Origin of the sequence: Frankia nepalensis, assembly GCF_016786325.1 — a bacterium.
GTDB classification, from domain to species: domain Bacteria; phylum Actinomycetota; class Actinomycetes; order Frankiales; family Frankiaceae; genus Pseudofrankia; species Pseudofrankia nepalensis.
Genome location: NZ_JADWYU010000149.1, coordinates 19073 through 28177, shown reverse-complemented (window position 1 = coordinate 28177; position 9105 = coordinate 19073). Strand labels below are relative to the sequence as shown.

Below are 9105 nucleotides of genomic sequence, written 5' to 3'. Positions count from 1 at the left end.
CCCGGGGGGCCCGGCCCCCCGCGGGCTCGTACCCCCCCGGGCGGCGGCGGGCCGGGGGGGGGGCCCCGACCGATCCAAGGCCGTCTCCGCGCGGCCGAAGATCCACGGGACGCACCCTAAGGCTTGCGGAAGGGGGAGCGCTGTTTGAGGTCGCGACCGAGGGCCGGGAGGCGGCCGGCCACGTCCCGGGCGGTGTTGACGGCCCGGGCGGCGGTCGAGGGTGGCGCCAGCTCGACGGGCGCCAGGCCGAGCTCCGCGTAGGCCGCGGCGGCGAGGTCGGCGAGGGCGTGGCGCTCGCCGAGCGCGGCGCCGACGATCCCCACCGCCGGCAGGTTGCCGAGCGCCCGGTGCCAGAGGCGGCCCTCGGCGCGCTGGCCGGCGAGCTGGTGGATCGTCCAGAGCTCCCGGGCCGCCCGGTAGATCGTCACCGGGACCCGTTGCGCGACCAGCCTCCAGGCCACGGTCTCCTCGGCCGCGGCGTCCTCAGCGTCCTCGGCGGCCTCGCGGGGAGCTGGCGTGACGCCCGCGGGGATGGGCTTGGTCGCGCCGTCGTCCGCGGCGGTCACAGGGCCGTCCACGGGGGTCACAGGGCCGTCCGCGAGGGGCGCGGGGCTGTCCGCGAGGGGCGCGGGGCCGTCCGCGGGGAGCGCGGGGCTGTCCGCGGGGAGCGCGGGGCCGTCCACGGCGGGGACGGCGTCGCCCGCCGTGGGCACGGCGGCGTCCCCGGCGGGCACGGTCACCCGCGCCGGGCCCGCCTTGGCCGCCGGCGCCCAGGCCGCGGGCAACCGCTCGCGCAGGACGAGGCTCGCGACCAGCCGGACCTGCTCGCGCTCGTCGGTCACCCCGGCCAGCCGGGCGAGCGAGAGCACCAGCATTCCCTGCACGGTGCCGGCGAGCACCTCGCGGATCGGCTGCGCGAACCGGCCACCGACCCCGGGCAGCGCGGCCAGCGGAACCAGCTCGTTGCGCCAGTGCCGCACGAGGCGGTCCGCCTGGGCCCGCCGGTCGGAGCCAGGCTCCTCGGTGAGGGCGACGGCCGCGGTGGCCGCCGGCCGGCCCACCCGGACGAAGCGCAGCAGTGTGTCGGCCTCCCGGTCGCGCACGTGCGCCCCCTCCTCGGTCAGGCCATCCATGTCACGGGCCTGCTCCTGCTCGCGATAGAACCCAAAGAACCATGGCCCGTCAACAAACGGTCGCCTGCTGACGGATGCCAGGACTGGCGCGATCCTTCGCGAACCGTCCGGGGCGCTGGCCGGGGTGGCGTCGGCCGGCGTGGCGCATGACGTCGCCGACCTGTCCGGCACTGACCTGTCCGACCCGATCCGCGGCAGGCGACGCTCGCCCGGCGGCCGGCCGGCGAGGCTTTTCCCAGGGCGCGGCGGAACGCGCCCTGGGCATGAGGGTTCGGCGCACAGGGGCAGCCTCTTCTGGCGCGCCTCGGAGGCGGGATGTTGGGATTCGGCCACGGTGCGCGACAATGGACGAGTGATGCCGTTTCGCGCGCTTGTGGTTCCGTTGCGCGTGGCGTCGGCCGCGGGACGGCGCGGCGCGGCCGGCCGGCGGGCGGCTGGTGACCGCGGCACGGTCCTGATGCTGACGCTTGGCTACCTGCTGCTCGCCTCGATGCTGGCCGTCGTGGTCACCGACGTGTCGGCGGTGTATCTGGCCCGCCGTTCGGTCGCCTCGGCCGCGGACGGGGCGGCGCTGGCCGCCGCCCAGCGGATCAACGAGGCCGCCGTGTACACCGCCGCCGACCCGCTGGACCCGGGAGACCGGCTGCCGCTGGCCGACGTGCTGACCGCCGTGGCCGACTACCAGTACCGCGCCGACCCAAGCGGGGCGACGGTGCTGACGGCGTCCCTCCTGGACGAGAACACCGTCCAGGTCCAGGGCAGCCGGGTCGTCGAGCTGCCGCTCGTCGGCTTCCTCGGCGTCGGCCCCGTCACCGTCCACGCGTCGGCCGACGCCCAGACGGTCGTGCGCGCCGCGGCCGGCTAGCGAGCCGGCGAGCCGGCGCGGGCTGGCGAGCGGCGCGGCGGCCTACTTGATCCAGGCCGCGGTGATGGCGACGAGCTCGTCGAGCGCGTGACCGGTGCGCTGCTCCGCGAGGTTCGACACGTCGCGGACCAGCCGGGCGACCCATTCGGCGGGCCGGTCGGCGGCCAGCGCCACTGCGGCCGCGGCATGCTCGGCCGCCTCCTCATGGTCCGGCCTGGCGCCACCGAGCGCGGCCCGCGCCTGCGCCATCCGGACCGAGACGATCATTCCGGTCTGGCCGCTGTCCTTGATCAGGCCGTAGGCCTTCTCCAGATACGGGCGGGCGTCCTCGGCGGCGCCGACCGTGGTGAGCGCCTCGGCCGAGGCCAGCGCGAGATCGGCGGGGGAGTAGGTCTCGAGCGCGAACCCCGGCTGGCCGTACGCGGCGTCGTCCAACTGCTCCATCGTGCGCCAGGCCCGGGCGACCGCGTCGCGCACGCCGACGACGTCACCCGTCGCCGCGTACGCCCCGGCGACCACCTTGCCGGCGATCATCGCGCGTGTCGGGCTGAGCCCGGCGATCCGGGCGGCGGCGCCGGCGATCTGCAGCGAGACGGTCGGGTTGTGCTGGCGGACCAGCCGGGCGCGCAGCGCCAGCGCCCGGGCCGCGAGCGGCCCGTCGCCGGCGGCCCGGGCGAGGCTCGCCGCCCGGTCCGACCGGGCGGCGGCGTCCGAGCGCAGGCCGCGGTCGTAGTCGGTGCCGGCGGAGACCATCGTGACGGCGGCGTGCAGCCGCATCCAGTCGAGCGCGTCCCGGCCGCGCAGGCGGCGCTCGCGGGGAACGGCCCGGGTGGTGCTTTCCAGCGGCCGCACCGAGGACGCCGTGGTGGCCAGGTCGGATGTCTCGTAGCCCTTGACGGCCGCGACCAGGGCCGCCGAGCAGGCCTGGTGCAGCTCGGTCGTGCTGCGCACCGGGTCCAGGTGTATCGACTCGTCGAAGCTCATCGCGCCCACCCCCGAGGCCCCAAACGCGCGCAGCAGAAAACGCCTGTCGACGAGGTCCGACACGGCGACGACCTCCGTGGTCCGCTTTCGACCATGTTGGCTCTTGACTCACCGGCCGCGCGGGGCTTCGCCATTGTCGCGCGGCCCGAGGCCGTGTCGGCTCTTGGCCCGTGGGCCGCGCGGGGCTTCGCCATTGTCGCGCGGCCCGTGACCGGGCTGGCTCCCGGTCCTCCGACCGCGCGCGGCGCCGTTGTTGTCGCGCGGCCTCCGGATGGGTCTGCGCCGGTCGTGAGGACGCGCGGGCGGGCCCCGGCTGTCGCCGTGGAAGCCACGGGTGCCTGGAGCGCGCGACGTGATCGCATCTGGAAGTACCTCACGGCGTAGCGGGAACCTTCGTTTGAAGATAGCGTTGGTTCCGCGCTGGTGTGGACCCAGTCGGGTGGAGAGTCCTGTGGCCTCGGTCTCGGTTCAAGAAGGCGACTGGCCGTATGTCGAATAGCATTGCGCGACACGCCGCTAATGTTTCTTGGAAGTATCGCCACGCAATTGCATGTTAACAACGTGGGTCGGGCCGGCCCGCCGTGTCAGGACGACTTCCTGGTGGCGCTCCCGGGGTTTCCGCGGGAGACGGCTCGTCCCGGGGCCGGGTTCCCGTGGCGGTGGCGACCTCCGCGTCCGCCCACGGTGTGGGCTGGCCGCGCCCCAGCCGGTCGGCCCGTGACGGTCCGTGACGGCTCGCCGCCAGCGTCGCGGTCGCGGCCGGCCGCGACGCCGGCGGAGCCGTGAACTCGGCTGGCGGACCCGTGATCCCGGCGCCTGGCTCGGGCTGGCGGCACCGAGGACGCGCGCGATCACCGGCGCGTCCGGAGGGGCGCGCATCGGTAAGGTGGTTCGTATGGCCGCCGACTTCGCTGAGGAGCTCAAGAACCTCGACGCGACCCTGACCGGTATCGAGACCGTGCTGGACGTCGAGGGGTTGCGCCGTCGGGCCGCGGAGCTCGAGCGGGAGGCCTCCGACCCGGACCTGTGGAGCGACCAGGACCGGGCGCAGGTGGTCACTCGCAGGCTGTCCTCGGTGCGCGGCGACATCGGCCGGGTCGAGGGGCTGCGCCGCCGGCTGGACGACGTCGGGGCGGCCTTCGACCTCGGGGACGAGGACTTCATGGCGGAGGCCGCCGAGCAGCTTCCCGAGTTGTCCAAGGACATCGCCGCCCTCGAGGTCCGCACCCTGCTGTCCGGCGAGTACGACGAGCGGGACGCGATCGTCCAGCTGTCCGCCGGCGCCGGCGGCGTCGACGCCGCCGACTGGACCGCGATGCTGTTGCGGATGTACACGCGCTGGGCGGAGCGGCACGGCTACGGCACCGAGGTGTACGACACCTCGGAGGCCGAGGAGGCGGGGCTCAAGTCGGCCACCTTCCTGATCAAAGCGCCCTACGCCTACGGCACGCTGCGTAGCGAGCACGGCGTGCATCGGCTCGTCCGTATCAGCCCGTTTGACAACCAGAACCGTCGGCAGACGTCGTTCGCTGGTGTCGAGATCACCCCGGTCGTTGAACTGTCCGACCACGTCGATATCGACGACAAGGACCTTCGGATCGACATTTTCAGGTCATCCGGCCCGGGCGGACAGGGCGTGAACACCACGGACTCCGCCGTGCGTATTACCCATCTCTCGACTGGCATCGTCGTCACCTGCCAGAACGAGCGCAGCCAGCTACAGAACAAGGCGGCGGCGATGGTCGTCCTGCAGGCCAAGCTGCTGGAACGCCGCCGGGCCGAGGAAGCCGCGGAGAAGCAGCGCCTGACCGGCGGGCCGCAGGACGTCTCGTTCGGGTCCCAGATCCGCAACTACGTCCTGCACCCCTACCAGATGGTCAAGGACCTGCGGACCGAGGTGGAGACCTCCAACACCAGCGGGGTGCTGGACGGCGAGATCGACGACTTCATCGATGCCGAGATCCGCTGGCGCCGCTCGGCCGAGTCGACCGCGAACTAGCCAGAACCGCGCCAGAGCCGCCCCGCATCATGCATACTCGGCCTCCCGGTCCCCGTGGACGACGTCGTCCGGCCGCGGGCCGCTGGCACTGGTCGTCGCACTGGTCGTGGTCGATGGCCCGCCGTGGCTGGGGGCGCCGGATCGCGGACCTGAAAGCGGAGCAGGCGCGCCTGCTGGAGCAACTGGCGGCCCTCGCGGACTCCGGCGAGGCGCGCGAGTCGGCCAACCCGACAAGCGGCGAGCGTCGAGACCTACGGGAGCCCGCGCCGGCGGACGGTGACCTGGCGCCGCCGGGGTGCGCGGACCTGACGGAGCTCGACGAGCTCCAGGGCTTCGCCTCGCTGCTGGACGCCTCGCTGCTGGAGGCGGCCGACGCCGCCCGGCTCGCCGACCTCGGCGCTCCCGCCGGCGGCGGGCCGGACGTGGCCGCGATCGACCTCGGGGACGCGGGCGGCCCGCGTCCCCCCACAGCCGAGTAGAGACGAGGCACGGCCGGACGGCGGGCCGACGGGCCCGCCGCCGACGGCCTCGGTCCCGAAGGCGCTGGGTCCGCGCCGGAGGTGGGCGAGCGCGGGAAAGGTGGCCAATGACGGTGAAATCGGGTGACGGCGTGGCGCTACGGGAGAACGTGGGCTGGGTGGCGTTGGTCGGGGGCGGCCCGGGGGCCGCGGACCTGATCACCGTGCGGGGCCTGAACCTGCTGCGCCGCGCCGACGTCGTCGTGGTCGACCGGCTCGCGCCCCGGGAGCTGCTCGACGGCCTGCGCTCCGAGGTCGAGATCGTCGATGCCGGCAAGGGGCCGCACGGCCACAACCTGAGCCAGAGCGAGATCAACGAGCTGCTGGTCGATCGGGCGCTGCGCGGCCTGCGGGTGGTCCGCCTCAAGGGCGGCGACCCGTTCCTGTTCGGGCGGGGTGGCGAGGAGGCGCTTGCCTGCGCCGCCGCCGGGGTGCCATGCGAGGTCGTGCCCGGTGTGACGAGCGCGGTCGGGGTGCCGGCGCTGGCGGGCATCCCCGTCACCCATCGGGGCGTCACCCAGGACCTCGCCGTGGTGTCCGGCCACGTCGACCCGTCCCATCCCGGATCGACGTCCAACTGGGACGCGCTCGCGTCCGGCCCGGGAACCGTGGTCGTCCTGATGGGGGTCGGCGCGCTTGACAAGATCAGCCACGAGCTGGTGAAGCGCGGCCGCCCGGCGGCCACGCCGGTCGCCGTCATCCAGGCCGGCGCCACCGCCCGCCAGCGCGTCGTGACCGGCACCCTGGCCGACATCGCCGCCGCGGCGGAAGCGGCCGGCGTTCGCTCCCCGGCCGTGATCGTGATTGGCGACGTCGTCGCCCTGCGTGACGAGATCGGGACCTACCGCGTCCCCGACTAGCGGGGAACCTCGTGACCGGTCGGCGGGGCGGCCCCGACGGGCGGCTGGTCATGACCTGCGGGGTGTTCGATCATGATCCCAGATGCCATGGTGCCGAAAACTTCCTCATCGGGCACCACAGCCCATGGACCGATCCCAGGACCGGTTGCCACCAGCGATTTCCATCGCCCCACGTGGCCGGCCAACCCCGGCCCTCGGAACCAATGGGAGTTACCGGTCGACGCGGGGCGGCTCGGTGCCGGTAGCCGCCAGCGGGTGAGCACTCTGACCCCGGCCCCCCCGCCCGGCCGGCCGGGCCGTCAGCGCAGGGCGATGATCCGGTCGTCGTCCTCGGCGGGGCTGCCCCGGCCGTCGGTGTTGCTGGTGGTCACCCACAGGGTGCCGTCGGGGGCGACGACGAGCGTGCGCAGCCGGCCGTAGTCGCCGACGCGCAGCGCCGTGGGCGTGCCGACCACCGGGCCGTCGATCGGGCTCGCGGTCACGCCCGGGCCGAGGGAGGAGACAGCCGGGCGCAGTTCGACGGCCCAGAGGCGTTCGCCCCGCAGCGCGGCGACGTACAGCGTGTCGTCGACGACGGCGGCGCCGCTCGGGGACGACTCGTCCGTGGTCCAGGTGACCGGTGGATTGGTGTACCGGCCACCGTCGGTGTCGCCGATGCCCTCGACGACCGGCCAGCCGTAGTTCGCGCCGGGCCGGATCAGGTTGATCTCGTCGAAGCGGTTCTGGCCGAACTCGGTCGCCCACAGCCGGCCCAGGCTGTCCCAGGCCAGCCCCTGCACGTTGCGGTGGCCGAGGCTGTAGACCAGCGAGTCGGGCCGCGGGTTGTCCGGCGGAACCGATCCGTCCGGGCGCATCCGCAGGATCTTGCCGTTCAGGCTCTCCGGATCCTGCGCCAGGGCCGGGGTGCGGGCGTCCCCGACGCCCGCGTACAGCATTCCGTCCGGGCCGAAGGCGATCCGCCCGCCGTCGTGGGTCGGCGCCGCGGCGAGGCCGGTGAGGATCGGCTGGACGGGGCCCATCCTGGGCTGCTCGCCCGGGCCGGCGCCGTCGAGGGTGAACCGGACGATCCGGTTGTCCGAGTCCGTGGTGAAGTAGGCGTAGACGAGGTGGTCCTCGTCGTACCCGGGCGACACGGCGAGGCCGAGCAGGCCGCTCTCGCTCACGTGGTACACGCCGGGCAGGGTCCCGACGGGCCGGGGCGCCTCGTGGGCGTCGCCGTCCCCGGCCGGCAGCAGCAGGATCCGCCCGCTGTCGCGTTCGGCGACCAGCGCGGCGCCGTTCGGCAGGAACGCGACCCCCCAGGGGGACTCCAGTCCGGTCGCGACGACCTGGTCGTTCGCCGGGTCCCCGCCGATCGCGGCACCAGGGCCGCCTGAGGCGCCGCCGGGGCCGCCCGTGGCGCCGGCGGCCGCTGTCGGGCCGGCCGGCGCGCCGTCGTTCGCGCCGTCGCCGTCGTCACCGGAACAGGCGACCAGCCAGGCCGCCACCAGGCAGGCCAGCGCCGTCGAGGCCGTCAGCCGGGCCCTGCTCACGGTCCGTTCCGCGACGGCCGCGCGCGCCCGGCTACTGGACCTGGTGGGCGGCGAGGAGCGCCACCGCGGTCAGGACCAGGAGGAGCAGCGCGACCAGTTGGGGGGACAGGACGAAGCCGCCCGACTGGTGGTGCAACTCGGCGCGAGCCGCGCGGCACGTCGGGCAGCGGCCCTCGGCCACCGGGCCCGCGCACCGCGCGCAAACCAGGTCGTCACAGCACATGCTGTCGTCCTTCCCGTGCGCGGGTGGGGGATGCTCGCGAGGCCACACCGTTGGACGCTGTCTGTTAACCGTACGCCCGCTCACCGGCCACCACCATCCCGTCACTTACAGTCGAAGGAACGATTCGCACGGTGACAGATGGCCGTGGCGACCGGCCTGGCCGGCCAGCCGCGCGGAGGGAGCCAGGATGATCCGGCTCAACACGGTGACGATGAGATACCCAGCTGGAGCCCGGCCAGCCCTGCGAGAGGTGACGCTGCGGATCGACGAGGGCGAGTTCGTCTTCCTGGTCGGCCCGTCCGGCTCCGGCAAGTCCACCCTGCTGCGGCTGCTGCTGCGGGAGGAACGGGCCACCAGCGGCCTGGTGACGCTGGACGGGGTGGATCTCGCGGCCATCCCCGACCGTCGGGTGCCGCTGCTGCGGCGCACCGTCGGGTGCGTGTTCCAGGACTTCCGCCTCCTGCCCGACCGGACGGTCGCCGGCAATGTCGCGTTCGCCCTCGACGTCGTCGGCCGGCCGCGGCACGTGGTGCGCGCCGTCGTACCCGAGGCGCTCGGCCTCGTCGGCCTCGCCGGCAAGGAGAACCGCTACCCCGACGAGCTCTCGGGCGGTGAGCAGCAGCGGGTGGCGATCGCGCGGGCGATGGTCGGCCGGCCGCGGGTGCTGCTCGCCGACGAGCCGACCGGCAACCTCGACCCGGCCACCAGCGAGGACATCATGCGGCTGCTCGAAGCGGTCAACCGGACCGGGACGACGGTGGTGATGGCGACGCACAACGCCGGGCTGGTCGACGCGCGCCGCCGCCGGGTCGTCGAGCTGGCCGACGGCGCGCTCGTCCGCGACGAGCGCGGCGGCGCCTACGAGGCGGACGAGACAGACGAGGCGGACCCGGCGGACCCGGCGAACGAGGCGTCCTGGCGGGCGATGGACGCCCCCCGCCGCGTTCCCGGCGCGGGCGGCCTGGCACGCGTCGGCCGCGGGGCGGTCTAG

The 9105-nt window shown here is 74.5% G+C and carries 9 protein-coding genes; 5 read left to right on the top strand and 4 right to left on the bottom strand.

Going from position 1 to position 9105, the window contains the following annotated elements:
* Positions 1 to 116: 116 nt before the first annotated feature.
* Positions 117 to 1133 (bottom strand): hypothetical protein, encoded by a 1017-nt coding sequence (locus I6A81_RS23345; RefSeq protein WP_238430025.1) that lies wholly within the window; start codon positions 1131 to 1133, stop codon positions 117 to 119.
* 355 nt (positions 1134 to 1488) lie between these two features.
* Here I6A81_RS23345 and I6A81_RS23340 point away from each other — a divergent pair, with 355 nt between their 5' ends.
* Complete coding sequence (locus I6A81_RS23340; RefSeq protein ID WP_203005532.1) at positions 1489 to 1998, top strand: pilus assembly protein TadG-related protein; 510 nt, start codon at positions 1489 to 1491, stop codon at positions 1996 to 1998.
* A 42-nt stretch (positions 1999 to 2040) separates the two neighbouring features.
* Here I6A81_RS23340 and I6A81_RS23335 read toward each other — a convergent pair whose 3' ends face one another.
* Complete coding sequence (locus tag I6A81_RS23335) at positions 2041 to 3045, bottom strand: hypothetical protein (protein ID WP_203005533.1); 1005 nt, start codon at positions 3043 to 3045, stop codon at positions 2041 to 2043.
* Between the two features lie 832 nt (positions 3046 to 3877).
* Between I6A81_RS23335 and prfB the strand changes: the two genes are divergently transcribed.
* The 3 genes from prfB (at position 3878) to cobA (ending at position 6359) form a co-directional block, all read left to right on the top strand.
* A complete protein-coding gene (prfB, locus tag I6A81_RS23330) occupies positions 3878 to 4981 on the top strand; it encodes a peptide chain release factor 2 (protein WP_203005534.1) in 1104 nt (367 codons plus the stop codon).
* A gap of 113 nt (positions 4982 to 5094) precedes the next feature.
* Positions 5095 to 5460, top strand: coding sequence for a hypothetical protein (locus I6A81_RS23325; protein ID WP_203005535.1), 366 nt, complete (start codon positions 5095 to 5097; stop codon positions 5458 to 5460).
* Positions 5461 to 5567: 107 nt separating this feature from the next.
* The gene (gene cobA, locus I6A81_RS23320; RefSeq protein WP_203005536.1) at positions 5568 to 6359 is read left to right on the top strand and encodes a uroporphyrinogen-III C-methyltransferase; all 792 of its coding nucleotides are present in this window, start codon (positions 5568 to 5570) and stop codon (positions 6357 to 6359) included.
* A gap of 299 nt (positions 6360 to 6658) precedes the next feature.
* On the opposite strand, the gene I6A81_RS23315 is transcribed toward cobA, so the two are convergent.
* A complete protein-coding gene (locus tag I6A81_RS23315) occupies positions 6659 to 7891 on the bottom strand; it encodes a PQQ-dependent sugar dehydrogenase (protein WP_203005537.1) in 1233 nt (410 codons plus the stop codon).
* Between the two features lie 31 nt (positions 7892 to 7922).
* On the bottom strand, positions 7923 to 8114 hold the full coding sequence (locus tag I6A81_RS23310) for a hypothetical protein (protein ID WP_203005538.1): 192 nt from the start codon (positions 8112 to 8114) through the stop codon (positions 7923 to 7925).
* 187 nt (positions 8115 to 8301) lie between these two features.
* Here I6A81_RS23310 and ftsE point away from each other — a divergent pair, with 187 nt between their 5' ends.
* Positions 8302 to 9105 carry a cell division ATP-binding protein FtsE gene (ftsE, locus tag I6A81_RS23305; RefSeq protein ID WP_238430027.1) on the top strand — a complete coding sequence of 268 codons (804 nt, stop codon included), beginning with the start codon at positions 8302 to 8304 and terminating at the stop codon, positions 9103 to 9105.